Origin of the sequence: Sphingomonas sp. LR55, assembly GCF_036856015.1 — a bacterium.
Taxonomy (GTDB): domain Bacteria; phylum Pseudomonadota; class Alphaproteobacteria; order Sphingomonadales; family Sphingomonadaceae; genus Sphingomonas.
Map to the genome: position 1 here is coordinate 684,951 of NZ_JASPFO010000001.1, position 24,941 is coordinate 709,891.

At 65.3% G+C, this 24,941-nt stretch carries 9 protein-coding genes and 8 pseudogenes; 10 read left to right on the forward strand and 7 right to left on the reverse strand.

All coding sequences use genetic code 11. The annotated features are described in order from the left end of the window. Positions 1-103 precede the first annotated feature (103 nt). The 4 genes and pseudogenes from QP181_RS03385 to QP181_RS03400 all read right to left on the reverse strand — a co-directional run bounded on the left by QP181_RS03385 (position 104) and on the right by QP181_RS03400 (position 5,229). Positions 104-1,422, reverse strand: a pseudogene (locus QP181_RS03385) (MFS transporter). Between the two features lie 24 nt (positions 1,423-1,446). Next, the gene (locus QP181_RS03390) at positions 1,447-2,241 is read right to left on the reverse strand and encodes a 2-keto-4-pentenoate hydratase (RefSeq protein WP_333927591.1); all 795 of its coding nucleotides are present in this window, start codon (positions 2,239-2,241) and stop codon (positions 1,447-1,449) included. Positions 2,242-2,314: 73 nt separating this feature from the next. After that, a complete protein-coding gene (locus QP181_RS03395; protein WP_333927592.1) occupies positions 2,315-3,754 on the reverse strand; it encodes a mannitol dehydrogenase family protein in 1,440 nt (479 codons plus the stop codon). After that, positions 3,751-5,229, reverse strand: a pseudogene (locus tag QP181_RS03400) (UxaA family hydrolase). The gene QP181_RS03395 and the pseudogene QP181_RS03400 overlap by 4 nt, the downstream one beginning before the upstream one ends. A 94-nt stretch (positions 5,230-5,323) precedes the next feature. Between QP181_RS03400 and QP181_RS03405 the strand changes: the two are divergent. The 6 genes and pseudogenes from QP181_RS03405 (at position 5,324) to QP181_RS03430 (ending at position 12,316) form a co-directional block, all read left to right on the forward strand. After that, positions 5,324-6,363: pseudogene (locus QP181_RS03405) on the forward strand (LacI family DNA-binding transcriptional regulator). A 90-nt stretch (positions 6,364-6,453) separates the two neighbouring features. Further along, positions 6,454-7,895 (forward strand): annotated as a pseudogene (gene uxaC / locus QP181_RS03410) (glucuronate isomerase). A gap of 12 nt (positions 7,896-7,907) precedes the next feature. Then, the gene (gene kduI / locus QP181_RS03415; protein ID WP_333927593.1) at positions 7,908-8,750 is read left to right on the forward strand and encodes a 5-dehydro-4-deoxy-D-glucuronate isomerase; all 843 of its coding nucleotides are present in this window, start codon (positions 7,908-7,910) and stop codon (positions 8,748-8,750) included. A 113-nt stretch (positions 8,751-8,863) separates the two neighbouring features. Beyond that, the gene (gene kduD, locus QP181_RS03420) at positions 8,864-9,619 is read left to right on the forward strand and encodes a 2-dehydro-3-deoxy-D-gluconate 5-dehydrogenase KduD (RefSeq protein WP_333927594.1); all 756 of its coding nucleotides are present in this window, start codon (positions 8,864-8,866) and stop codon (positions 9,617-9,619) included. Positions 9,620-9,763: 144 nt separating this feature from the next. Next, on the forward strand, positions 9,764-10,771 hold the full coding sequence (locus QP181_RS03425) for a sugar kinase (protein WP_333927595.1): 1,008 nt from the start codon (positions 9,764-9,766) through the stop codon (positions 10,769-10,771). Beyond that, positions 10,758-12,316, forward strand: a pseudogene (locus QP181_RS03430) (carboxylesterase/lipase family protein). Before QP181_RS03425 ends, QP181_RS03430 begins: the two are co-directional and overlap by 14 nt. Here QP181_RS03430 and QP181_RS03435 read toward each other — a convergent pair. After that, a pseudogene (locus QP181_RS03435) lies at positions 12,313-12,698 on the reverse strand (cupin domain-containing protein). The pseudogenes QP181_RS03430 and QP181_RS03435 overlap by 4 nt on opposite strands. A gap of 336 nt (positions 12,699-13,034) precedes the next feature. On the opposite strand from QP181_RS03435, the pseudogene QP181_RS03440 reads away from it, so the two are divergent. Together QP181_RS03440 and QP181_RS03445 are read left to right on the forward strand one after the other, a co-directional pair. Next, a pseudogene (locus tag QP181_RS03440) lies at positions 13,035-16,003 on the forward strand (TonB-dependent receptor). A 78-nt stretch (positions 16,004-16,081) separates the two neighbouring features. Further along, entirely contained in the window at positions 16,082-17,074 is a 993-nt protein-coding gene (locus QP181_RS03445; protein ID WP_333927596.1) for an alpha/beta hydrolase, read from the forward strand. Between the two features lie 15 nt (positions 17,075-17,089). Here QP181_RS03445 and QP181_RS03450 read toward each other — a convergent pair. Both QP181_RS03450 and QP181_RS03455 read right to left on the reverse strand, forming a co-directional pair. Next, positions 17,090-18,702 (reverse strand): annotated as a pseudogene (locus tag QP181_RS03450) (family 43 glycosylhydrolase). A 113-nt stretch (positions 18,703-18,815) separates the two neighbouring features. Then, positions 18,816-21,695, reverse strand: a complete 2,880-nt coding sequence (locus QP181_RS03455) for a TonB-dependent receptor (protein WP_333927597.1) — start codon at positions 21,693-21,695, stop codon at positions 18,816-18,818. A gap of 283 nt (positions 21,696-21,978) precedes the next feature. Here QP181_RS03455 and QP181_RS03460 point away from each other — a divergent pair, with 283 nt between their 5' ends. Together QP181_RS03460 and QP181_RS03465 are read left to right on the forward strand one after the other, a co-directional pair. After that, positions 21,979-23,331 (forward strand): MFS transporter, encoded by a 1,353-nt coding sequence (locus QP181_RS03460; protein WP_333927598.1) that lies wholly within the window; start codon positions 21,979-21,981, stop codon positions 23,329-23,331. A gap of 100 nt (positions 23,332-23,431) precedes the next feature. Further along, the gene (locus tag QP181_RS03465; RefSeq protein WP_333927599.1) at positions 23,432-24,940 is read left to right on the forward strand and encodes a DUF8034 domain-containing protein; all 1,509 of its coding nucleotides are present in this window, start codon (positions 23,432-23,434) and stop codon (positions 24,938-24,940) included. Position 24,941 lies beyond the last annotated feature (1 nt).

Here is a 24,941-nt window from a genome sequence, read left to right on the forward strand (position 1 = left end):
TGAGCGATTTGGCCGAATGTTCGTCGTCAGAAGCTTGTTCTCCCGCGAAGGCGGGAGCCCAGACTGGGCTCCCGCCTTCGCGGGAGAACAAGAGACGGCAGTGTTAGCCCGCGTCCACTCTCGCCAGCCTCGGCGAGAGCAGGTGCACGACGGTGATCGCGATAAGGTACGTGCTGCCGGCGACAGCGAAGATCAGCGTGTAGCTTCCCGTCGTTTGCAAGACGTAGCCGGTGAACTTCGCCATCATCATGCCGCCGATCGCGCCGACCGTGCCGCCGATCCCGACCACCGACCCGACCGCGCCGCGCGGGAACATGTCCGACGGGATCGTGTACAAGTTCGCCGAGAATGCCTGATGTGCCGCCGTGGCCAAGCCGACGATGCCGACCGCCAGCCAGAGATTGTCGACATATTGCGCGAAGAAGATCGGCATCACCAGGAACGCGCAGGCCAGCATCGTGACCTTCCGCGCGAAATTGGCGGAATGACCTCGCTTCATCAGCTTCGAAGACGACCAGCCCCTGCGACGCTGCCGAGATCGGACAGCAGGTAGATCGCGACCAGCGGCGGACCGAAGCTCTTGAGATCCAGATGGTATGTCTTCGCAAGAAAGTCCGGCGTCCAGAACAGGAACAGCCACCAGATCGGATCGATCAGGAATTTCCCGAGCGCATACGCCCAGGTCTCGCGGTAGCCGAGCAGCTTTAGCCAGCCGATCTTCTTCGCCGGATCGGCTGGATCGCTCTCGATATGCGCGAGTTCGGCGGGCGACAGCTTCGCCACTTCGCGCGGACGACGATAGATCGTGATCCACGCCACCAGCCAGATCAGGCTGATCGCGCCGGTGATGATGAACGCCATCCGCCAGCCGAACGCGATCGTGATGATCGGCACGATCAGCGGCGTGATGACGGCGCCGATGTTCGCGCCGGCGTTGAACACGCCGGTCGCGAACGCGCGCTCCTTGGCGGGAAACCACTCCGAGACCGCCTTGATGCCCGCGGGGAAGTTGCCCGCTTCGCCAAGGCCGAGCACGACGCGCGCCGCGGAGAACTGGAACGCATTGCCCGCGAACCCGCACAGCGTGTGGCCGAGCGTCCAGATCACGAATGCGACCGAATAGCCGATCCGCGCGCCGAGGACGTCGACGATCCGGCCGAAGCTCAGATACCCGATCGCATAGGCCGCCTGGAACCAGAAGATGACGTCGGCATAGGTCGTCTCGTTCCAGCCGAGTTCGGCGGAGATGGTCGGTTTCAGCACGCCGATCATCTGCCGGTCGACATAGTTGATCGCGGTCGCGGCGAACAACAGGCTGCAGATCAGCCAGCGATAGCGGCCGATCTTGCCGCCTACCCCTGCGTCACCGATCGCGCCGTTCGCGTTGGGCGCGCCCACCTCCGGCATGTTCATGCTCGCCATTGGCTTCTCTCCTAAAGACAGCCTCTAGCGGGCCTTGATGGTGCAGTGGACGGCGAACCGTCCGTCGAAGCGCGCCTCGACCCGGTCGCCGATCGCAACCGGATGGACGCCCGTGACCGCGCCGGTCGAGACCCATTGTCCCGGCGACAATGCGATCCCGCGTGCGGCCATGTGTTCGAGCAGATAGCGGACCGCGCCGAACGGTCCGTCGAGCATCGTCGCACTCGTCGCGGCACCGATCAAGGCATCGTTGATCCATAGTTCGACCGGCCAGTCGTTGACGTCGCCCTCGCACCATCCCTCCGCATCGGCGCCGACGACCAAGCCGTTATTATTGCCGAAATCGGATACGGTGACGGTCGGCCCGAGCGCGTTGATTCCCGGAAAAGGCGAACTCGCGATCTCGATCCCGACATGCACCGCGTCGATCATCGCGCGGGCTTCATCGATCGTATAGGTCGACTTGGCAGGATGGGGCGCGGTGCCGATCCTAAGCAGGAATTCGGCCTCTGCCGCGGCAAACCCCTGCGCGAATACTGGCATAGCGACCGGATCGGCGCTGGCCATGACGATTTGATCGGCAAAGATGGGGCCCGTAAGGCGGTCGATCCCGTCGAGCGGCGGGTTGATCCGACCGACCTTCCAGCCCGCCACGACGCCGTCCGCGAGCAGCAGCGCCGCGTCCTGCACGGCATAGCCCTCGTCGAGCGTGACCGGCACGTCGCCGGGAAATTCGGGAACGACGCCACCGTCGCGGCGCGCGTCCACGAAGGCCTGGGCGATCCGTGTCGTGTTGGTCGTGTTCGGCTGTGCCGCCAAGAACCCCTCCTGTGATGTCGTTCTATTTTTTCGAAGCGTATGGGAAACCGGTGTCATTGACAAGCCGACTTGCTCAGCCCGCGAACAATGAGCCCCAGTTTTGGTCGTGAGCATCGGTCGCGGCGTGGCCGAGCGTAGCCATTAACTCTGCGTCCTCAAGCACTTCGCGAGGAATGCCGAGGGCTTCGTCAGCCAAGCGCGCGACGATATCCGCCGGGGTGCCCTCGGATGCCAGTATGGTTAGCCTGTCGCCGGCGGGGTCGACGATCGGCTGTCCACTGCGCGATCGGCGGATCAGGAACGCGGTCCAGGCGCCGAATGCCGCGACGACGTGCGTCGGCATGCGTCCCGCGCGCCGGTTGGCGATCAGCGTGTCGCCGAGGCGGTAGGGGAGCTTCTGCGAGCCGTCCTGCGCGATCTGGTCGAGCCGGTGGACGATCACCGGGTTGCGGAAGCGCTGCAGGACGGCTGCGCGATAGTCCTGAATGTCGAGCCCGTGGACGGGGGGCAGCATCGGGATGATGTCGCGGGCGATCATCGCGTCGACGAACACGGCGAGTTCCGGGTCGCGCATCGCGTCGGCCACGCTGCTCGATCCGCGCAACAGGCCCGCATAGGCGAGCGTGGAATGCGCGCCGTTGAGGATCCGCAGCTTGGCCTTTTCATAGCCTCCGACGTCGGTGGTGACGGTCGCGCCAACGCTGGCGAGGTCGGGGCCGAGCGGGCGTCCGATGTCCTCGATGACCCATTGTGTAAATGATTCACGCTGGACCGCCGCGCGATCCTCGACGCCGAGCGTTGCGGCGACATCGGCGTAGAGCGCGGCGTCACTCGCCGGCGTGATCGAATCGACCATCGTCGACGGAACGCGGACTTCGCCTGCAATCCAGTCCGCCAGCGGTGCGTCGCTCCGTCCAGCAAAGGCGACCAGTGCGGCATGCAACTTGGCGCCGTTGCTCGCGAGATTGTCGCACGGCATTGGCACGAACGGGGTGGTCCCGGCGGCCCGGCGCGCGGCGAGGCTGGCGACGATCCAGCCGACGACGCTGCGCGGAACCGTCGTTCCGGCAAGGTCCTGGACGATATCGGGATGGCCCATGTCGAGCGTGCCATCGCCCGCGAGGCAATAGCCCTTTTCCGTCACGGTCGTCGTCACCAGCGCGACGGCCGGGTCGGCAAGCAGGGCGTGGGTCTGCGCGGCGTCCTCAGGCCCCAGGAAGTGACGGTGCGCGCCGATCACGCGCATCGATGGATCGGCGTCGCGGATCGCAAGCGTATAAAGCCCATCCTGCTCCGCCAACGCGTTGATCGTACCGCGCGTCCGCATCGAAACCGCGGCGATCCCCCAGCGAGGATCGTGCGTGAGCAGGTCGTCGACATAGGCCGCCTGATGCGCGCGGTGAAATGCGCCGGGGCCGAAATGGACGATGCCGGCGCCGCCAACGGACCGTGTATTGGGGCTTCGGACGGATGCGGGCAGGGCAGAGAGGCTGGCAAGAGACAGTCGGTTCACAGCGTTACGCCTCGTTTCCAGATTGCGATCTCGCGTTCGCCGTTGCGCTCCGCAGCGGTCTGGCCGCCTGATGCAACCTCCATGATCCGCGCCAGCAAGGCGTCTTCGGTCGCGGGAAAGCCGTCTTCCAACACCGCGCCCGCATCGAAGTCGATCCAACCGGGCTTGCGTGTGGCGAGGTCGGTGTTGGACGCGATCTTGATCGTCGGCACGGGGAAGCCGAGCGGCGTCCCGCGACCGGTCGTGAACAGGATCGCGGTTGCCCCCGCCGCCGCCAGAGCCGTCGAAGAGACCGCGTCGTTGCCCGGCGCCTCCAACAGCGTCAGCCCGTCGATCCGGACCCGCGCGCCATAATCGATCACGTCGGCAACCGCGGCGCGACCCGCCTTCTGGACGGCGCCGAGCGACTTTTCCTCGAGCGTGGTGATGCCGCCGACGACGTTGCCGGGCGACGGGTTCTCCGACACCGTCTCGCCGTGATCGAGGAAGTAGCGTTTGAAATCGTTCACGACTGCGACGATCCGGTCGAACACGGGTTCGCTCGCCGCACGGTTCATCAGCATCTGTTCGGCGCCGAAAATCTCGGGGATTTCGGTCACGAGGACGCGGCCGCCCGCCGCGGTGACGCGGTCGCTCATTCGGCCGACCAATGGGTTGGCGGTGAGGCCCGATAGGCCATCCGACCCCCGCATTTGACGCCGAGGACGAGCTTGTCGAGACCGACGGTCTGTCGTTGAGCGTTCGCCAGCGCGGCGAGTTCAGCGACCAGCGCGCAGCCTTCCGCGATCTCGTCGCCGCTGACCTGCGTCGTCAACGTGCGGATCAGCGCATGGCGTGACTCCGGGATCGTGGCGAGCAACGCCCTGATCTGGTTCTCCTCGCAGCCAAGCCCGACGATCAGAACGCCGCCGGCATTGGGATGGCAGGCGAGGCTCGCCATGATAGTGCGCGTTCCCTCCAGGTCTTGACCGAGCTGCGAACAGCCATGCGGATGAGTGAAGGCGTGGACGCCGTCGACGCTATCGCCGACCAGCGCTGCGGCCTTGGCGGCGATCTCGTTCGGCGGTACGCGCGACGCAGCCCACGGTCGACAGGATCCAGATTTCGTTGCGCGTGCCGACGCTGCCATCCGCACGGACATAGCCTTCGAACGTCGCGGGCGATGCGTCGGGGGCAGACGCGGTATCGACCGGGTCGAATCGATAGGCCAGCGTACCTTCGAGGCCAGTCTTGAGATTGTGCGAATGGACGTGCGCGCCGGGAGCGATCGGCTGCGTCGCGGTGCCGATCGGGAAGCCGTATTTCAGCACTGGCTCGCCCGCGGCGATCGGTGCCAGCGCAACCTTGTGACCGCGCCCGATATCAGCGCTCAGGACCAACGCGTCTTCGCCTACCGTCACGACTTCGCCCGCCAGCGCATCGTGCAGCAGCGTCGCCACGCCGTCGCGCGGATCGACCCTCAGAGCCTTGACCATCGCATCCTCTTATATCGGTAACCGGTGTCAGCGTTATGCGGCGGCGATGGCTTTTCCGCAAGACGGCTTGGTCTGGTCGGGCTATGTCCTTGCGATGCAGAAGACCGGTCAGCCGACGATTAACGACGTTGCCCGGATCGCCGGGGTCTCCAAGAAGACGGTGAGCCGGGTGATCAACCGGTCGCCGTTGCTCAACGACGATACACGCAAGCGCGTCGAGGACGTGATCGGCGAGCTCGGCTATATTCCCAACCCGCAGGCGCGGGCGCTGGCGCTGCGCCGCAATTTCCTGATCGGGCTGGTCCACGACAACCCCAATGCGCAGACCGTGCTGAACGTGCAGCAGGGCATGCTTGAGGCGTTGCAGGGGACGGAGTTCGAGATGGTGGTGCGGCCACTCGATCGCGGCTCCGCGACGATGCTCGACGACCTCCGGCATTTTCTTGAGCGGCAGCGATTGTTCGGCGTGCTGTTGATGCCACCGGTCAGCGAGAATGATTCGGTCGCCAAATTGTGCGATCTCGATCGGCTGTCGCTATGTCCGGATGGGCTCGGCCGTGATCGACGATACCGACCATATGGTCGCGTCCAACGACCGCGAGGCGGTGCGAGATCGCGACCGAGTACCTCATCGAGCAGGGGCATCGCCGGATCGGGCTGGTGGCCGGGCCGCACGGGTTCCGCTCGGCGCGCGAGCGGCGTCTGGGGTTCGAGGATGCTCTGGCTGCGGCGGGTATCGCCCTGCCACGCAGCATGATCGCGGACGGCAATTACACGTTCGAGTCGGGGCTGGTCGCGGCGGAGCGATTGCTCGACGTGATGCCGCGACCGACCGCGATCTTTTCGTCCAATGACGAGATGGCGGCGGGGATCATTCATGCCGCGCGGCAACGCGGGCTCGATATCCCGCGCGACCTGTCGATCATCGGTTTCGATGACACGCCGATCGCTGCGCATGTCTGGCCACCACTGACCACGGTGCGCTGGCCGATCGCGTCGATGGCGCGCTCGGCCGCGTTGAAGTTGATCGCGGGTGTCGATGATGGCAGCGATCTGGTCGAGGAGCCGTCACTGTTCCTCTCGACGCTGATCCGGCGTGCATCGGTTTCGCCACCGGCGGAAGGCGAGTCGTAGGCTGATCGGCGGAAATCGCAGTTGCACGATCTGCTGACACCGGTTACCAGATCCGCCGAGGATCGCGCGAAGCGGCAAGGAGGATGGACGATGGCAAGGGCTCTGGAACTGCATCCGGACCGCCTTTTCCCGGCGGAACCGGCGACGCGTTCGATTGCGCGGGCGCTGTACGCCGAGGTGGCGGCGTTGCCGATCGTCAGCCCGCATGGGCATACCGATCCGACCTGGTTCGCGGACAACGCCAACTGGACCGACGCGACTTCGCTGCTGCTCGCACCCGATCACTATCTCTACCGGATGCTCTACAGTCAGGGCGTCGACCTCGATGCGCTGGCGATCCCGCGGCTGAACGGCACCCCCGCGACCGATCCGCGGACGGCGTGGAAGCTGTTCACCGAGCATTACACGCTGTTCCGGGGAACGCCATCGCGGCTGTGGCTCGATCATGTGTTCGCCGACGTGTTCGGGATCGACGTCGCGCTCGAAGCGTCGACTGCGGACCGGTATTTCGACCTCATCGGCGAGAAGCTGGCTTCAGACGCGTTCCGTCCTCGTGCACTGTTCGATCGGTTCGGGATCGAGTTTCTCGCGACCACGGAAGGCGCGCACGACGATCTCGCCGCGCATCGCCGCATCCGCCAATCGGGCTGGAACGGGCGCGTCGTGACGACCTATCGCCCGGACGGCGTGATCGACGTCGAGCACGAGGCGTTCAAGCCAGCGATGGCGCGCTTCGCCGAACTGACCGGCGAGGACGTGTATGACTGGAAGGGTATCTCGCTGCACACCGCAAGCGCCGCGCCGACTTCCGTGCGGCAGGGGCCACGGCGACCGACCACGGTCATCCGACCGCCGCGACCGCGAACCTGTCGAGCGTCGAGGCGGAGGCGCTGTTCGCCAAGGTGACGCGCGGCGACTGGACGCCGGCGGACGCCGAACTGTTCCGCGCGCAGATGCTGACCGAGATGGCGGCGATGTCGGTCGAGGACGGCATGGTGATGCAGATCCATCCGGGATCGTCGCGCAATCACAACGCCGGCCTGTTCGCGAGCCATGGCCGTGACAAGGGCGCCGACATCCCGACGCGGACCGATTACGTGCATGCGCTGAAGCCGTTGCTCGATCGGTTTGGAACCAGCACGGAGCTGTCGATCATTCTCTTCACGCTCGACGAAAGTTCGTATGCGCGCGAACTGGCGCCGCTTGCCGGGCATTATCCGTGCCTGAAGCTCGGGCCGTCCTGGTGGTTCCAAGACAGTCCCGAAGGGATGCGCCGGTTCCGCGAAATGACGACCGAGACCGCGGGCTTCTACAACACCGTCGGCTTCAACGACGACACACGGGCGTTCCTCTCGATCCCGGCACGGCACGATGTCGCGCGGCGGATCGATTGCGGGTTCCTCGCGCGACTGGTGGCGGAACACCGGCTTGCCGACTGGGAAGCGGCCGATCTTGCCCACGAACTTACCAGCGGCCTCGTCCGCCGCGCCTACCGTATCGACGAACCCCATTTCGCCGCGCAAGCGGCCTGACCGGAGCTAATTATGTACGACCGCACGTATTACGCCACGCATCCCGACATGATGGAGTGCGTCTCCAACGACGAACTGCGCGACCGCTATCTGATTCAGGACCTGTTTCGCGACGGTGAGTGCGTTCTCAACTATACGCACGCCGAGCGCTTCGTGATCGGCGGCGTCGCCATTGCTAGCGGAGCGGTGAAGCTGCCCGATCAGGCTGAGCCAGCGTCGGCGGCAGGGCATCCTTTCCTCGAACGCCGCGAGCTTGCGGTCGTCAATGTCGGCAAGGTCAGTGGCACCGTCTCGGTCGACGGCGAGACGTTCACGCTCGGTAACAAGGATTGCCTGTACGTGACGATGGGCGCGAAGGACGTGCAGTTCTCTGGCGACGGCGCGCGCTTCTATCTGGCGTCGTGCCCGGCGCACAAGGCGTTCACGACGCGCGTCATCTCGGTCGGCGATGCAACAACGCTTGAGCGCGGCAGCCTCAAGGAGTCGAACGAGCGGACCATCTACCAGATGGTCATCCCGGGCATCTGCGACAGCGCGCAGCTGGTCATGGGCCTGACGGTGTTGAAGCCGGGTTCGGTGTGGAACACGATGCCACCGCACATCCACGAGCGTCGCAGCGAGATCTATTTCTACTTCGAACTCGACGATCTCGAGAAGGACCGCGTGTTCCATTACATGGGCGAGGGCGAGGCGACCCGGCATATCGTGATGGCGAACGAGGAAGCGGTGATCAGCCCGCCCTGGTCGATCCACATGGGATCGGGCACGAAGGCGTACGCATTCATCTGGGCGATGGCCGGCGAGAACCAGGATTATACCGACATGAACGTCCTGGATATCTGCCAGCTGGCGTAAATCTTCTCCCCTCCCGCATGCGGGAGGGGTCGGGGAGGGGCGTGCCGCAAGGTTGGTCCGCGTTTCCCCTCCCTAACCCCTCCCGCAAGCGGGAGGGGAATGAGAGAGAAAGCATGACAAATCCCTTCGACCTGACCGGCAAGGTCGCCATCGTCACCGGCGCGAACACGGGTATCGGCCAGGCGATTGCCGTCGCGCTTGCGACCGCCGGCGCGGACGTCGCGTGCGTCGGCCGTACGCCTGCCGAAAACACCGTCGCGCAGATTCGTGCGCTTGGTCGCAAGGCGGAGATCGTATCCGCGGATCTGTCGACCATCGAGCCGGTTCAGCGCGTCGTCGATGAGACCGTCGCCAAGCTCGGCGGGCTCGACATCCTGATCAACAATGCCGGCATCATCCGCCGCGCCGACGCGGTCGACTTCACCGAAGCGGACTGGGACGCGGTGATCGACACCAACCTCAAGTCGGTGTTTTTCCTGTGCCAGGCGGCAGGGCGGCACATGATCGCGCAAGGTTCCGGCAAGATCGTCAACATTGCGTCGATGCTGACATTCCAAGGCGGGATTCGTGTGCCGAGCTATACCGCGTCCAAGTCGGGTATCGGCGGCCTGACCAAGCTGCTCGCCAACGAATGGGCGAGCAAGGGCATCAACGTCAACGCGATCGCACCGGGCTATATCGCGACCAACAATACCGCGGCGTTGCAGGCGGACGAAGTACGCAACAAATCGATCATGGACCGTATTCCGGCGGGCAAATGGGGCGATGCGAGCGATCTAGGCGGCGCGGCGGTGTTCCTGTCGTCGGCGGCGGCGAAGTATGTCCAGGGGCACATCCTCGCAGTCGATGGCGGCTGGCTGGCGCGATAACTCCTCCCCGGCATGGGGAGGTGGCAGCTGCAGGCTGACGGAGGGGGGCCACCACGGGCGTAACGGCCGTGGTGGCCCCCTCCACCCCCGCCCTTGGCGGCGGTCCCCCTCCCCGGAACGGGGAGGATCAGATGAAGGGGCGATATGAGCAAATTCCTGGCGTTCGGTGAGATCATGTTGCGGCTTTCGCCACCGGGGCGCGAATTGCTGTTGCAGACGCCAAAGCTCGACGTATGGGTCGCCGGCGCGGAGGCGAACGTCGTCACACAGCTGGCACGGCTTGGCCACGACGTCGGCATGGCGACGATCGTGCCCGACAACGACCTCGGCCGCGCGGCGATCACGACGCTGCGCGGTCACGGTGTCGACACGTCGACGATTTCGCTCGGCGGCGAGCGGATGGGGCTGTATTTCGTCACCTCGGGCGCGGGCCTGCGCGCGACCGAAGTGGTCTACGACCGCGCCTGGTCCTCGTTTGCCGAAGCGCCGGTGAGCGCGTGGGACTGGGATACGCTGCTCGGGGGTGTCGATCGTTTCCACCTTTCGGGCATCACGCCGGCGCTCGGCCCGGTTCCGGCGGCCAGTGCGCTCGCGGCCGTCGAAGCAGCGACGCAGCGCGGCATTCCAGTCTCGTTCGACGGCAATTGGCGTGGCAAATTGTGGGAGCGCTGGGACTCGAACCCGCGTGCGATCCTGACCGACCTCGTCGCGCATGCCGATCTGATGTTCGGTAACCACCGCGACATCGCGCTGCTGCTGGACCGCGATTTTGCAGGCGGTGCGGAGGACCGGCGGCGCGAGGCGGCGGAAGCGGCGTTCGAAGCGTTCCCGCGGCTGCAGACGATCGCGTCGACCGCGCGACACGTCGAGCATGTCGACCTCCACCGCCTGTCCGCACGGATCGACACGCGCGCGACGCATGTCCAGACGGACGAAGTGGTGCTGGCCGGGATCGTCGACCGGATCGGTGGCGGCGACGCCTTTGCGGCAGGCGTGCTGCACGGTCTTCGCTCCGGCGAGGACATTGGCGACATCGCGCGGATCGGCCTCGCGCTTGCTGCCCTGAAGCATTCGTTGCCGGGCGATGCGAGCCTGTTCCGACAGGCCGATATCGACGCGTATCTGGCGGGTGGACTCGATGTCCGTCGCTGACGGCTGGACGCGACGTGGGGCGCTGGGTGGAGGCGCTGCGCTGATCCTGGCGTCCGGCACCCACGCGGCGACGTCGCTCACGGTCCGCGCGCCGGCTGGTAACTTCGTCGGAACGGTCGATCAAAGCGTCCATGCCTTCAAAGGTATACGCTACGGTCGCGCCGAACGGTTTCGTCCGCCGACCGTCGTGGCGATGCCGGGCCAGACGCGCCCGGCACGCGATTTCGGACCGGTCTGCCCGCAGTCCGGCGCTTACGGTCCGCAGTCCGAAGACTGCCTGTTCCTGAACGTCTGGACCGCAGACGCCGACCGCCGCGCGAAGAAACCGGTGATGGTCTATATCCACGGTGGCGCGTATTCGAACGGCAGCGTCACCGATCCCCAGAATGACGGGCAGGCGCTGGCGGCGCGCGGCGATGTCGTGGTCGTGACGGTCAATCACCGGCTCAATGCGCTGGGCTATCTGTATCTCGCGCGGCTCGATTCTCGGTTTCCCGACAGTGGCAATGCAGGGCAGCTCGACCTGATCCTCGCGTTGCAATGGGTGCGCGACAACATCGCGGCGTTCGGCGGGGATCCGTCGCGCGTCATGGTGTTCGGCCAGTCAGGCGGCGGCGCGAAGATCGCGACGATGATGGGGATGCCCGCCGCCGCCGGCCTGTTCCACCGCGCGGCGACGATGAGCGGGCAGCAGGTGACCGCATCCGGTCCACTCAACGCAACGACGCGGGCGCGCGCTTATCTGGCGAAGCTGGGGGCGGCCGAGGCCGACCTATCGCCTTTGATGACGATGCCGGTCGAAAAGCTGGTCGCGGCGCTGTCGGCGACCGATCCGATCATGGGTGGCGGAGTCTATTTCGGGCCGGTGCTCGACATGACGTGGCTGACGCGACACCCGTTCTGGCCGGATGCGAACCCGCTCGGCAACCGCATTCCGATGATGCTCGGCAACACGCATGACGAAACGCGGGCGTTCATCGCGCTGGACTCGCCAAAGGTGAGGGGCTCGACTGGAGCAACGTTGCCGCGCGGATGGCGCCTGAGCTCAAGATCGACATCCTGCCCGAATGGGTCGTGGCGCAGTACCGCGCGCGCTATCCGGACTGGTCGCCGACCGACGTCTTCTACGGCGCGACGACGGCGGGGCGGAGCTGGCGCGGGCAGGTGATCGAGGCGGAGGCGCGCGCCGATGCGCGAACGCCGACCTGGGTTTATCAGGTAGATTTTGCGTCGCGGACGGACCCACGGCGCGGTGCGTTCCATACGATGGATATCCCGCTGGTGTTCGGCACGCTGGGCGCGAGCGGATCTCAGACCGGCACCGCGGCGGATGCGCAGGCGGCGTCGAAGGCGATGCAGGACAGTTTCGTCGCGTTCGCGATCACGGGCGATCCTGATCATGCGGGCATGGCCCATTGGCCGCGGTACGACCGCGCTCGTCGAGCGACGATGATCTTCGACGCGCGATCCAGGGTTGAGGACGATCCGCGCAGGTGGGAGCGCGAATTGTTCGCGCGCGTCCCGTATATTCAGCCCGGAACCTAGCGCGGGATCGGATAGGCGATAATCAGCACGAGCGGGTCACGACCCGTCTGGCGTATGCCCACCGTTTCGCCGTCGAACAGATAGGCCGCGACCCCCGTCCGCACCGGTCGTGTCGCGCCGCCGGACGAGACCGCACCCGTACCCGAAATCACGTAATAGACCTCGTCATGCGCGATGCGGTGGAGACCGATCGCGCTGCCCGGATGGAGGATGCGCTTGCGGAACTCCATCGTACGGCCGGGGACGCCGTCACTGATCCGATATGCGGTACTCAAGCCGATCGCGCCGTGGGGAGGGGCTCCTGGCGCATCGTATCGGCCTCGTCGACGATGACCATCGGGCGCGAGGCGGGCTGTTGTGCCGGTGCCGTCGTGGAAAGCATGATGGCGAGCGCGGGGGCGATAATTCCCAACAATTTCATCAATGCATCTCCTGCTTGATATGATGTGTGACGCGGCATGTTGACACGCCAAAGATCCTGCGACATTGTTGTGACACCGGTTACCTAGGCAGGCAAGGGACGGGTGGGGAGACCAGCAAGAGCTGGCTTTTCGGGAGAGGATCGGGCGCCACCGTGGTCAGTAACGGGTCGAACTCTCCAAGATAGTCAGGTCGGAAGCGCAACGGCGGGCCGTCGATAGCGCAACCGGTGTCATCGGCGATTGCCGAACGGGGAGTGGATGCAATGGAAGTTCAAGCAACGGTTGCGGTTCGACGGATGGGCTGGCTGGGCGGCGTGTCTGCAGGCAGTCTGATTCTCGCGCTCACAATGCCTTCGATCGCAGCGGCGCAGGCGGCACAGATCCCCAACAGCGCGTCGCCGGGAACGCCGGCCCAGGTCGATCCGTCGCCTGCACAGACCGCCGTCGTGCCGCAGGGGCAGACTGTAGATCAGGCCGCGACCACCGCACCGCAAACCGCACCCGGGACGGTGCAGGCGGAAGGCGAGACCGCCGAGATCATCGTCACTGGCTTTCGCAAGTCGCTGGACGCCGCGCTCAACGTCAAGCGGCAGTCGGTTGCCGCGGTCGACGCGATCGTCGCGGAAGATATCGCCAAGTTTCCCGATCAGAACCTAGCCGAATCGCTCCAGCGCATTCCGGGTATCTCGATCCAGCGCGACGCCGGTGAAGGCCGTGCGATCACGGTGCGTGGCCTCGGTGCGCAGTTCACGCGCGTCCGCGTCAATGGCATGGAGACAGTCGCCACCTCGACCGACGGCGCCAGCTCGAACCGCGATCGCGCGTTCGACTTCAACGTCTTCGCCTCCGAACTGTTCAACTCGATCGTCGTCCACAAGACCGCGGAGGCCTCGCTCGACGAAGGATCGCTCGGTGCGGTCGTCGATCTCAACACCGGCAACCCGCTCGGTGGCAAGATCGGCTTTACCGCCGTCGGTTCGGCACAGGCGAGCTATAACGACCTGAGCAAGAATACCGGGCCACGCCTCGCCGGGTTGCTGTCGTGGAAGTCGGCGGACGGCAGCTTCGGCGTCGCGGCGTCGGCAGCCTATTCGAAGACGAACAACTTCGAACTCGGCAACAACACCGTGCGCTGGGCACAGGGGCCGTTCGATTCGGTGGACGGCACGCGCTGCTACACCACGCAGAACCGTGGCGGGGTGTATGTGCCAAGCACGGCCTGCACCGCGGCTGCGCTCGCTTTCCATCCGCGCATCCCGCGCTACGGCTCGGTCCGGCACGAGCGCGAGCGGTTGGGTATCACGGGCAGCGTCCAGTGGTCGCCGAGCGAGGCGACCAAGGTCTCGATCGACGGGCTGTATTCGCGGTTCAAGGAAACCCGCGAGGAGAAATGGGGCGAGGTCCTGCTGCGCTCCAACGAGCGGTCGATCGATATCAGCAACTACACGATCGATTCGAACAACAACCTGATCAAGGCGACGCTCAACGACGCCTGGGTCCGCACCGAGCATTATCTGCGCAAGTCGCAGACCGAATTCTACCAGCTTGGCGGCAGCTGGGATCAAGACGTCACCGACAAATTGCGCTTCACGCTGATGGGCGGCATTTCGAAATCGGATGCGACGATCCCGGTCGAGACCACCTTCGTGTTCGATGACCGCGACGCGCAGGGGTATAGCTACGACTATACCGACATGAAGAGCCCGAAGCTGACTTTCGGCACCAGCGTCACCGATCCGGCAAACTTCCAGCTCGCGGAAATTCGCGATCGGCCGTCCGAGACGGTCAACAAGTTCCGCACCGCGCAGTTGCGGACCGAATGGGACGTCGCGGAAGGCTTCCAGATCAAGGCGGGCGGGCTGTACCGCAAGTTCACCTTCGACACGCAGGGCTTCTCGCGCGACGCGGTCGTTTGCCCCAATGCCGGCGGTCGCGACGTCGTGCTGGGGACGCTGACCTGTTCGCCGAACACGCTGTTCGGGCCGACCGCGGTGTACGGCTTCCCCGCTGGCAACCTCGGCGAGATCTTCAACCTGGGCAAGGCGGGCCAGCCTGCCGGCACGACAACCAGCTTTCTGATCCCGAACATCGACGCGTCGGCGGCCTATACGGGCCTCTACAACCGTCCGGCGACCGTGCTGGTCGGCGACACCCGCAGCGTGTCCGAGCAGGTCACCGGCGGCTACACCGAGTTCGATGTGAAAGGCGACATCCTCGGCCTGCGCTACGCCGCGAATGCCGGCATTCGGTACGTCCACACCAAGCAGCGCTCGACCGGGCTGTCGTCCGCGGTCGTCGGCGGCGTGACCGTCAATACCCCTGCGACCGTGGAACGGACCTATGACGATTGGTTGCCCGCGATCAACGTCGCGCTGTTCCCGGCGGAAGACGTCATCATTCGCGGCGCAATCGCCAAGGTGCTGACGCGACCGAGTCTCGGCAGTCTGACGCCGGGCGGCTCGGTCGACGGCTTCAACTACCGCGTGACCTTCGGCAACCCGCAGCTCAACCCGTTCCGCGCGACCGCGTTCGACATCTCGGCAGAATGGTATTTCGCACCGCAGTCGATCTTCTCGGTCGCGCTGTTCAAGAAGAACGTCGAGAGTTTCCCCGTCTCGGCGACGCGTAGCGGGACGTTCGCGTCGACCGGCCTGCCGCTGTCCGTTATCCCGGCAAGCTCGCCCGCCGCCGGTAACCCGGAAGGGCAGTTGTGGCAGATCACCTCGCCCATCAACGGCACGGGCGCGTCGCTGAAGGGGGCGGAAATCTCGCTCCAGACGACGTTCCGCTTCCTGCCCGGTTTCCTGCGCAACTTCGGCGCGCTCGCCAACGCGACGTTCGTCGATCTCGAGTGCAGGCTATTCGCAGGGCGGTCCGGCCACGACGATCGTTACGCCCGCAGGCACGCTCGGCGCGCTGCCGAACACGACCCGCTCGGCGACGCTTTATGGGCTGTCGAAGCGCGCGTATAACGGCACGCTGTATTACGAGGACGCGAAGTTCAGCGCGCGGATCGATCAGCTATCGCAGCCCGTATATCGACGGCGCATCGGCGACCGGCAATCTGTTCGAGGGTTATGGCGCGACGACCAACGTCGATGCGTCGATGCGCTACAAGCTGACGCCGGCGATCGAGGTGTCGCTCGAGGGGACCAACCTTACCGATAATTATCGCACCCGCTACACCGATCTCGATGCGAACCGGAACTACGAGAACAATCACTTCGGCCGCACCTTCCTCGTTGGTGCGCGCTTCAAGATGTAGGCGCGCCGGGCATAGTCTCTCCTCTCCTCGGGCGCATTCCTCACGGAGTGCGCCTATTTCTTTGATGGGCCTAAGCGTATGATCGATCGTCGGAGTGCAATCCTGGGGACGCTGGCCGTCGGTCTGTCGGCGGGCGTCGATGCACAGACACCGCCACCCGCGCAGGTCGGTGGCCGTGGGCCGAAGCAGCCGGACCCGACCGAAACGATCGATCTCTGGCCGGCTGGAGCACCCGGCGCACCACGGACCTTGCCGGTAGAAATCGTCGAGGATCGGGCGACGGATACCGCCATGACGGATCGCGCCGTCCACGGCATCGCCCGTCCGCGCATGGTCGTGTTCCGCCCCGCCAAGCCCAACGGGTCGGCGATACTGGTGATGCCGGGCGGCGGCTATGTCCGGATCGTCGTCGACCGCGAGGGGTACGAGATCGCACGCTGGCTGGCGGATCGCGGCTGGACGGTGTTCGTGCTGTTCTACCGGTTGCCCGGCGAGGCCTGGACGGCTGGGCCGGACGTCGCCTTGTCCGATGCGCAACGCGCCATGCGGCTGATCCGCGCACGGGCTGGCACGTACGGGATCAAGCCCGACCGTGTCGCAGCGATGGGGTTCTCGGCGGGCGGCCATGTCTGCGGCGACCTGGCGACGAGGTTCGCGCAGCCAACCTACACGCCGATCGATAGCGCAGATCGAGGCAGCGCACGGCCCGACGTCGCGGCGCTGATGTACGCCGTGCAATCGATGGCCTTGCCGCTCGCGCATCCCGGTTCACGCACGCTGCTGCTCGGGCCGTCACCGACGCTGGCGTTGGAGCACGCGCATTCGACAGCCTCGAACGTGACGCCGGCCACGCCGCCCTGCTTCCTCGTCCACGCCGAAGACGATCGGAGCGTCGCCGTCGACAATACGCTGGCGTTCCGGGCGGCGGCGACAAAGGCTGGCGTGGCGGTGGAAACGCACCTGTTCGCGACCGGGGGACATGGTTTCGGCCTGAGCAAAGCGGCCGGCAAGCCAGCGGCGCTATGGCCGACGCTGTTCGAGCAATGGGCGCACGCGCAAGGCCTTGGCTGAGAAAGTCGGGCGGGGTCAGAGTGCCTCGTACCGAAAGTCGCGAAAGCGTGCCTCGCCGCTACCGGCCGAATACAAGCCGGGTCGCAGCATCAGGAACCCCCGCGGACATTGTGGTGATAGCCCGACACCTCCATGCCGCGATCGAAGCGCTGCCAGGTCTTGCCGCCATCGCCGCTGGTATGGATCGCGACGATGTGACGCGTGTTCGTGATCCGGATCCGCATGTGGCGTCCGTGCGGATTGGCGGGACGCCCGCGCTCGTTGCCATATTGATGCGTGACGAACCGGTGTTCGTCGAAGCCGAGCCCGCAATATAGTTTGTCGTCGTAGAACAGCACGAGGCCCGCGGTGCCGCCGGGCGCAATCTCGATATCGCATTCGAACCGATAGGCCTGGTCGCCAGCGATCAGCATCAAAGGCGACGAGTCGACCGGTGCGGTGCCGCTGGCCTTCAGGATCAACGCACCGCCTTCGGCCCGCGCCCGTTCGCGTTCGGCAGGCCCTGGTCGGAAGAAATTCCATTTGCTGCCGAGTTGCAGCGTGCGGAAATCGTCCGAAAGCGGTTGGCCATGGGGCAGCGCCGCGCCACCTTTCGGTTTCGCCAGAGGCTTCGACAGGTCACCGCCGGTCATCGCGAACCAGCCATCCGCGGTCCAGCGGATCGGATCGAGCAGCGCCTGCCGTCCGAGCGTCCAATAGCCGTTTTCGAAGCCGTGATAGACCGACCACCAGCTGCCGTCCGGGGCCTCGACGAGACTGGCATGGCCGCGCGACCACCATTTTTCATCGGTACTCACGGTCCGCACCACCGGATTGGCGGGATCGTTAGTCCAGGGGCCGTGGATCGAACGCGAGCGGGCGACGATTACCATATGCCCGGTCGGTGGTCCGGCGGTGCCGCCGACCGCGGTGATCATGTAGAACCAGCCGCCGTGGCGGACGATCTTCGGCCCCTCGGGACTGAAGCCCTCGACGTCCCAGGTGTCGGGATAGCGCCACGGATCATAGACATGCTCGACCTTGCCGACCGTCGACAGGCCGTCGGCGGCGAGCCGGATCCGGTCGCCGCCCGACAGGAAAAGCCAGCGCGATCCGTCCTCGCCGACTGCGTGACAAGGATCGATATGGTCGGGTAGCCCGAGGTCGATCGGGTCGGACCAGGGGCCGTCGATGTGATCGGCCCAAATGACGTAGATCGCGTTCGGCTTGGCCTTGACCGGAATATACAGGAAGTACCGGCCATCGTGCCTCTCGAGGCTGACCGCCCAGACCGAGCCGATGTTCTTCGTCAGCGCCGCTTTGCGCGGTTGCCAGTTCACCAGGTCGCGGCTGTGCCAGATCGTCAGTCCCGGATAGGAATCGAAACTGGAGAAGGTCATGTAATAATTCGCACCATCCTTCAGGATGGCGGGATCGGGATGGTCGCCGGCGATCAACGGATTGAGGAAGCGGCCATCCCCGAGGTCGGCTACGCGCTGGCCTTCGAAGCCGCGCCGCCAGTCGTCCTCGAAGCGCGGCACGCACGCGTCCGGCTTGGGCGGTTCCGCGACGGCGGGCGTAGCCGGAACGAGCGCAGCCGTACCGCCCGCCAATGCCAGTCCAAACGTCTCGCGGCGATTATAAGTCATGCGCTCGTCCTGTTCTAATTTGGCGTCGTGACCTGACTGTCGAGACCCGTCGTCCCAGCATGATGCTGCCCGGATCGATGGTTGTCACCATCCAGCCGGGCGGCACCGAACCATCAGAACGAGAAGCGCATCCCCGCCGTGAACTGACGGCCGCTATGCGTCAGCACATTCAGGCGGTTGGTCTCGTCGACGAACTGGTCGTTGACCTGATCGGTGAGGTTGATCGCCTCGATGCTGAACTTGAGGTTATCCGTCAAATTGTACGACATCTGCGCGTCGACGTTGGTGGTGCCGCTCGTGCCGTTATACGCATTGCCCTCGGTGCCGGGGACGGCCGTCAGATAGCGCGAGCGATAGGCGATCGAGCCGCGGATCTGGAACTTCGCCGTCTCGAAATACAGCGTGCCGTTGGCGGCGTGCTTCGACAGCCCGATCAGCGGCGCCGTCACCGACGTGCCACCGGTGGCAGACGTGAGATACTGGATGTTCGACGTCACGTGCGTGTAGTTGGCCAACACCCCAAAGTTGGACAGGAAGCCCGGCAGGAAGCTGAAGGGCTGCTGGACGTTGACCTCGAAACCCTTGAGCCGACCGCCGCTCGAATTGACCGGCTGGCTGACGATGAACAGGTCGGTCGGCGATGCGCTCGTGCCAGCCAGGAGCGAGTCCGGCAGGCCCAGGCTGCTGAACGGCACCGTGGTGCTGAGCGACTGGACGAACGTGCCGATGTCCTTCTGGAACGCGGACACGGCATAGATCGCGCCGCGCGTCGGATACCATTCGACCGAAACGTCGAGATTGTCCGATTCTGTCGGCTTCAGATCGGGGTTGCCGCTGCTGAAGGTGCGGTTGCCGCCCGAAACGCTGAGGTTGCCGCCCGGTGCGATCGCCGAGATGCCGGCGCGCGCGAGTGTCTTCGCCGCGGCAAAGCGGACCAGCAGCGTATCGGTGACGTCCATCACCAGGTTCCCCGACGGCAGCCAGCGGTGATAGCTACGGTCCGCGACGACGAGGTTGGTCGCGACGCCTTGTCCCGCATAGCCGGTCGAGCGCTGGTCGGTGTTGGCGTAGCGCACGCCGACATCGCCGCGGATCGGCAGCCCGCGATCGGCGAAGTTGAACTCCGCCATGCCCCAGCCGCCGATATCGTCCTCGCGCACCGTGATGAACGATCCGCGTGCGCTGGCATTGTTCACCCCACCGGTCGCGTAGAGTGGGTTCGAGTAGATCCCGTAGAGCTCGGCGAACTTGGCGAGATCGGGGACGACCCACGCCGTCGGCGTACCGGCTGGCGTGTCGAGGCCCTTGCCGAAGCCGGAGAAGAGCGTCGTCGCCGCGGCGAGCTGCGCGGGCGTCAGCGTCTGCACGACCGACTCGCCGGACAGGCGTCGCTGCTCGGTCGAGCTGTAGTCGAACCGGCGCCAGTCGACGCCGACCTTCAGCTTGAGCAACGGATTGACCGTCCACTCGGCAAACGTCTTGGCGTTGGTGAAGCTGTTGTTGACGGTCTGCGGACGGATGCGAACTTCCGACGTGCCGCTGACGAAGGTGAAGCTGTTCGGGTTGGTCAGGTCCACGCCGGGCTTGATCGTCGGAAACCGCGTGCGGAAATCGTAGAAGAAATTGGGCGTGTTGGCGGCGTCGATCGTGACGGTCGACTGGATCGGGTTGCTGAATGCCGAGTCCGCATAGCCGACGACCGCGCCGACCTTGAAGTTCTCGCCGAACTTCTGGTCGAGCGTACCGGTCACCTGGTAAAAATCGGTGACCAGCTTGTCGTAGCGCGACTGGGTGCGCAGATCGACATTGTCGAACGTGCCGCTGATGATGTTGTTGTCGCCGTCGACCACGCCGTCGCGGATGATCGTCTGCGGCTTGCCGGTGCCCGAACGGCTGAAGCTTATCCCCTGCAGCTGCGATTCCTTACGGGTCCCATCGAGCCGCGAATACAGCGCGTCTAGCGAGATCAGCGTCTTGGACGTAGGCTGGAACTGGACCGATCCTGCTGCACCCAGCCGCTTCTGGAAGATGTCGTAGCTGACGAGGCCGGGAATACGCGGATGATACAGCCCGGTTACGGGGTTCGGATCGTTGATCTGTGCGAGCGTCTTGCCCGGCAACCGCGACGCGGCGTTGAACCCGGCGTTGAACCCGCCATACGTCCAGCGCGTGATGTTCGCGCCCTCCTCCTTGATCGCGCGCTCTTCGTACGCGACGGACAGCAGCACGCCGAACCGGCCGTCATCCGACGTCTTGGTGATCAGCCCCGAAATCTTCGGCGTCACCTTCTCGCGCAGGTCGTTGTAGCTCGCGCTGGCAGAAATGACTGCGGTGGCCTTCTTGTAGTCGAACGGGCGCGACGACTGCAGGTCGACGGTGCCGCCGAGCGAACCCTCCTCGACGTCGGCGGTGGCGGTCTTGCGGACTGCGATGCTGTTGAACAGGTCGGACGAGAAGATGTTGAAATCGAACCCGCGGCCACGGTTGACGCCGCCCGAGTTGTCGGTGCCGCCGGTGGTGCCGATCGCCTCCATGCCGTTGATCCGAACGCGGGTATAGTCGGGGCCGAGACCGCGTACCGAGATGTTGCGGCCTTCGCCGTTGACGCGGCTGATCGAGACGCCGGGGATGCGCTGCAAAGATTCCGCCAGGTTGAGGTCCGGGAATTCGGCGATGTCTTCCGCCTTGATGACGTCGACGGTCGCGGTCTGCGTGCGCTTGATGTTGATCGCGCTGTTGAGGCTCGCGCGGAACCCGGTGACGACGATATCGGGCACATCTGCTGCGAGGGGCGCGTCGGTCACGCTCTGCTCGGGCGGCAGAGCAGGGGAGGCGGGGGGCGTGTCGGTATCGGTGGTGTTGCCAGCGGCGCGCGCTTCCTTCTGCGCGGTCGTTTCCGGCACGCTCTGGGCATGGCCCATCGTCGCCAGAGAGCAGGCGACGATCGCGCTCGACATGGCCAACACGGATTTGAAGCTGCGGATCCCAGTCATACTCACTCCCCTAACTCCGGCACGATGTGCCCGCTGCCGGCTTCGTTAGAGCCGGTCTGTCGCAATCTGTGTTAGGCCGGGTGCGGTCGCCTAAGCCAATCTCATTCCGACATCGATCGATGCGAACGATGCACTGATCGGAGACCGGCTTGTCGCTCCGCTATCCCATCAAGTCATGGGTTGGCTGGATCAACCCGTTTTAGGACTTGGACCGACCCCATTCTGCTCGATACACCGAACCGGAACACTCGCACAGATCGAGTGCCGGACTGGAGAGCGAAACATGACGATCGCCGCATCATCCCCCGCCGAAGATGCGGTCGCAGGAGGCGTGACCGGGCGTCCGACCGCGGTGCGATACCGCGTGATCGCGCTCATCTTCCTGATCACCTCGATCAACTACGCCGACCGTGCGACCTTCTCGATCGCAGGCTCTGCCGCTTCGACCGAACTCGGGCTGTCGTCGGTCCAGACCGGCTTCATCCTGTCCGCCTTCGCCTGGGCCTATGTCCTCGCGCAGATCCCCGGCGGGCTGCTGCTCGACAAGTTCGGCACCAAGCGCGTCTATGCGGGCGCGATCCTCGCCTGGTCGATCTTCACCGCCACGCAAGGGCTGACCGGTTTGATCGCGGGTGTGTCTGCGGTCGCCATGCTGTTTGCGCTGCGCTTCCTGGTCGGGCTCGCCGAAGCACCGTCGTTTCCCGGGAATGCCCGCCTCGTCGCGGCCTGGTTTCCCGGTGCCGAGCGGGGCACCGCGTCGGCGATCTTCAATTCGGCGCAGTATTTCTCGCTCGTTGCGTTTGCTCCACTGATGGGCTGGCTGGTGCATAGTTATGGATGGCGCGCAGTGTTTTGGGTGATGGGCGCGATCGGCCTGGTCGCGACCGCGCTGTTCGTCCGCTACATCCACAGCCCGGTCCGCCATCCGAAGATCAACGCCGCCGAACTCGCGCATATCGAGGCTGGCGGCGGGCTGATCCGGATGGAGGATGCCGCCAACCGTCCGCAGGCCTTTTCGTGGACGAACCTGCGCCAGTTGCTCGCGAACCGGATGCTGCTCGGCATCTATCTCGGCCAGTATTGCATCAACGTGCTGACCTATTTCTTCGTCACCTGGTTCCCGATCTACCTCGTAAAAGAGCGCGGGCTGAACATCATGGAGGCGGGCTTCGCCGCTGCTGCACCAGCGCTGTGCGGCTTCGTCGGCGGATTGGTCGGCGGCTACACGTCCGATCTGCTGCTCAAGCGCACCGGCTCGATCGACATCGCGCGCAAAGTGCCGCTGGTGTTCGGGATGCTGCTGGCGACGCTCATCATCGCCTGCGTGTTCGTCGAAGCCGAGTGGCTGGTCGTCACGCTGATGGCGGTCGCGTTCTTCGGCAAGGGCGTCGCGTCGCTCGGCTGGGCCGTAATGTCGGACGTCGCGCCGAAGCAGCTCGCCGGGCTGACCAGCGGCGTGTTCAACATGTTCGGCAACGTCGCCGGGATCGTCACGCCCATCGTCATCGGCTTTATCGTCGGCGCTACCGGCTCGTTCGATTGGGCGCTGGTGTTCGTCGGCGCGCACTGCCTGCTGACGATCTTCTCGTTTCTGGTGATCGTCGGTCCTATCCGCCGTGTCGAGCTGGCCGCATGACCGTCGATCGCCGTACGCTGCTCGGGGTGCCGCGGCCGCGCTTGCCACATTACCCACAGCCGTTCGTGCTGCGCCAGCGACGTTGCGGGTTACAACGCCTATGGCAGCGCCGGAATGGGCAGTCCTGCAACGCCGATTGCTCGCCGCCAATGCCGAAGCCTGCGAAGCGTTCTACGCAAAGTATGTCGACAGTCGCGGCTGGCTGCGCGTGTTCGAGCGCTGGGGTGCGAACGATGGCCCCGACGATGCGGCAGAAGCGACGAACGACTGGGCGATCCTGCACGCGCTAGGCGGTTCCGATCGTATCCGCGACCTGTACGCACGGGCGTGGGAGGGTCACCTCAAACAGTTCACCGCTGCGCGCACGGTCGACGTGCCGATCGCACGCAAGGGGATGTATTTTCGCGAGTTTCCCGTCCAGATGGACTGGCAGCACAATGCGGAAGGGCTGACGACCTTCAACATGATGGGGCTGTCCGGCCCGCGCGACCTGAAGCTGATCGAACGCACGCGCCGCTACGCCGATTTCTACACCGGCCACGATTCGACGACGGGCAACTACGACCCGAAGCTGCGGATGATGCGTAGCCTGATGAACGGAAGTCGTGGCCCGATGCTGCGCCGCGCGACCGAGCTCGACTGGGCGGGCGATCCGTTCGCTGCCGGCGAACGCTTCCACATGGAGCATGGCGAGACGACTTATGCGCAGACGCTCGCGCATTATGCCGAGTACGGCGACGTTATCGGCGACAATCCGCTCAACCTCCAGGCGACGACGCTCGGACTGAACGCCTATGCGCTCGGGGCAGGGGACCGATACCGGACCTGGGCGCTCGACTATCTCGACGCGTGGGTTGGCAGGGCAAAAGCGAACGGCGACATCATCCCCAGCCGCGTCGGTCTGGATGGCATCGTCCCGCGCGACTGGTGGAGTGGCGTCTATGGCTGGGGCTTCTCGCCGATAGTGCCGCAGACCGGCAAGCGCGAGAACCGCAACCGCGTGCCGCGTTCGATCACGGCGTTCATGACTGGTACGCTGCTGACCAGCGACCAGGGGTATATCGACGTCTGGCGCCGCCAGACCGCGCGGATCAACGCGCAAGCCAAGACGATCGGCGGCGTGCTGTCTACGCCGACGATGCACGGTGCGGACGGCTGGTATGGCTGGCAACCTGGTCCGTTCAAGACCAACGGCTTCGAGATCTGGTACATGTCGCAGGCGCCCGCCGACCGCGCGGCTGCCGGCGATCATCCGTGGGTGAGCTTCCTCGAAGGCAAGAACCCGAGCTACGCCGTAACCGCGTTGCGCTCGGACCTGAAGGCCGTCGCCGACCGGGTCGCGGCGCGCGTGTCCGATCCGACGACGCCAGAGACCCGGCTCGCAGACTGGCCGATCGACATCAACCCCGCCAACGTCACCAGCCTCGTGCAGCTCATGACAGGGGCCTGCACATCGCCCGCCCGCCCTGGTCGAAGACTTCGCCATCGCAAGGCGGCGTGCCGCTCCACTGCCGGCTCCGCTACTTCGATGCGGACCGCAAACGCGCTGGCGTGCCCGAAGACGTCGCCGCGCTGGTGCAAACGCTGGGCGACACGACGACCGAGGTAAC

What these genes read in the sequence shown, in the direction of transcription:
- kduI (WP_333927593.1), top strand. Translation starts at nt 7,908, where the DNA reads ATGTACGACCGCACGTATTACGCCACGCATCCCGACATGATGGAGTGC.
- kduD (WP_333927594.1), top strand. Translation starts at nt 8,864, where the DNA reads ATGACAAATCCCTTCGACCTGACCGGCAAGGTCGCCATCGTCACCGGC.
- QP181_RS03425 (WP_333927595.1), top strand. Translation starts at nt 9,764, where the DNA reads ATGAGCAAATTCCTGGCGTTCGGTGAGATCATGTTGCGGCTTTCGCCA.
- QP181_RS03445 (WP_333927596.1), top strand. Translation starts at nt 16,082, where the DNA reads ATGATCGATCGTCGGAGTGCAATCCTGGGGACGCTGGCCGTCGGTCTG.
- QP181_RS03455 (WP_333927597.1), bottom strand. Translation starts at nt 21,695, where the DNA reads ATGACTGGGATCCGCAGCTTCAAATCCGTGTTGGCCATGTCGAGCGCG.
- QP181_RS03460 (WP_333927598.1), top strand. Translation starts at nt 21,979, where the DNA reads ATGACGATCGCCGCATCATCCCCCGCCGAAGATGCGGTCGCAGGAGGC.
- QP181_RS03465 (WP_333927599.1), top strand. Translation starts at nt 23,432, where the DNA reads ATGGCAGCGCCGGAATGGGCAGTCCTGCAACGCCGATTGCTCGCCGCC.